The sequence below is a fragment of the Microcoleus sp. AR_TQ3_B6 genome (genome assembly GCF_036702785.1).
In the GTDB taxonomy this organism is placed as follows: domain Bacteria; phylum Cyanobacteriota; class Cyanobacteriia; order Cyanobacteriales; family Microcoleaceae; genus Microcoleus.
Genome location: NZ_JAUBVJ010000228.1, coordinates 1 through 1,794 on the forward strand (window position 1 = coordinate 1; position 1,794 = coordinate 1,794).

Annotated in this window: 2 protein-coding genes and 1 pseudogene; all 3 read right to left on the minus strand. The window is 43.5% G+C overall.

Going from position 1 to position 1,794, the window contains the following annotated elements; genetic code table 11:
* Positions 1–580, minus strand: a pseudogene (locus QUB56_RS36835) (IS1 family transposase); the annotation flags it as partial.
* A gap of 116 nt (positions 581–696) precedes the next feature.
* Positions 697–873: a hypothetical protein gene (locus QUB56_RS36840; RefSeq protein WP_332961292.1), complete on the minus strand. Its 177-nt coding sequence runs from the start codon at positions 871–873 to the stop codon at positions 697–699.
* A 270-nt stretch (positions 874–1,143) separates the two neighbouring features.
* A complete protein-coding gene (locus QUB56_RS36845; protein WP_332961293.1) occupies positions 1,144–1,734 on the minus strand; it encodes an HNH endonuclease in 591 nt (196 codons plus the stop codon).
* Between the last annotated feature and the right edge of the window lie 60 nt (positions 1,735–1,794).

Sequence of the window (1,794 nt, forward strand, 5' to 3'; positions counted from 1 at the left end):
CGAGCCAGATCATGTCTGAGTCTTGTATTTTCACCTTCCACTCTGGTCATATAAGTTTTACAAATGATTTGGTCACCGTCTGGAATAAACATGGGGTAAACTTTCCAACCGTCCGTTACATAAAAATAGCATCTCCATTGCTCAACAAGCTCCCATAAAGGTTTAAATGTTTGGGTACTATGGTCTCCTAAAACCCATCCTAAAATACCTGGTTTGAAGTGGTCTACTGCTGTCCCTAACCACATTTTTTTTTTGAGCCAATAAATGTTCCTAATTCATCTAGTTCTCCGACTTCGGGAATTGTGTCTGGTTCGTAAGCCTGTGGTAGAAGTTCTCCCACCTGTTTGACCCAATTAATTATTGTCGTATGATGAACACCTTTGATTCTCTCTATCGCTCGAAAACCCATACCATTGACATACATTTTTAGACATTCATGCTTAACTCCTTGAGAGTAACCGTTATAGGGTTGGTAGCATTCTATGAATGGCCTACCACACTCAACACAAATATAATTCAGTTTGCCTTTTTTGTGTCCATTTTTATTTACATGAGTTGATTTACATTCAAGACATTTCATAGATTTAGATTTTTAGTTAATTGTTTTTGCAAATTTCTCTTTGAACTAATCATACCTTGTTTCAGCAACGTCGCCGTTGCTATCTATAATCTCTCGGTTCATGACTATCCGGTCAATTACTGTACTTCTGTAAGGTTGGGGACGATCGCCTGTTGATGTTGCTCGATCCAGTCCCATGCCCATTGAAAGGGGACACCTGCTCGTTGGGCAGCTTGTTCATCTTCGGGGCGATCGCCCACATACAGCGAATTTTGCAGGGTGTGTTTGTGTCTGACCATTGCTAGTTGCAACATACCCGAGCGGGGTTTGCTGTACTGTCGAGACCACTTAGTTTGGCTGTGGTTATGAATATTGTGGCCAGTGAGGCGGAAACACTTTTTACCCTCAAGTCGAGGCAGAAGTAGATCTCTCTCAACTCTGGGAATAACTCAAGCGTGTATTGCAGTTCCTGGATGCACTCTTGCATAGAATTAAACTCAGCGAGACTGTCACCAGCCCCGCTGGTCTTCAAAACCGTGCGTGAGACTTTCACCTCACACGGCTCCTCAATCGTTTGGTGCTTGTCACGCATACCTCATTACCCATTTATCCTCGACTTTTTCAAGCCTTTTGGTGGGCTTAGGCTCGGCTCTGTTACAGCCGGATTTGTTGCCAAAGCTGCCGTCTAAAGCAGTTTTTGTGTCGTGGCAATGTCTATGTAAAAGTTGCCAATTCTCGTAGGAATCCTTTCCACCTTGCGATTTAGGGATTCTATGGTCAACTTCAATTACATCGTCTTCTCGAAAATATAGTCCGCAGTGGGCACATTTCCCTTTTTGCTTTTTCAGGAGTTTTGATATCCTGCTTGGCATTTCTGGGCTATTACCCCTTCTTGTACTCCAGTAAACTAGGTTTTCGTCGTATGGTGACGCTTCGCCTTTAACTTTCACATGGCGGACTATTGGAGTCTCCACATGATTTAGTAACCGAAGAGGCTTGTTACCTACTTGCTTGGTTGCGAATTCCCAGTTGCTGCCGCCGATGGATTGCCAGTATTTCTTGGCTATCCACCCCCCGTTCTTTTTCGGGTGGCGGCGTTTCGCCCAAGCCACAAGCTTTTGGTACATTAGGTCATCGATATCTGCGTAAGCAACCTTACTTATACCAATTTTCAAAAATCATGCAACAGTAGCTAGGGCTGACAAAATGTAATCCCATCCAGTTATAGATGCTAT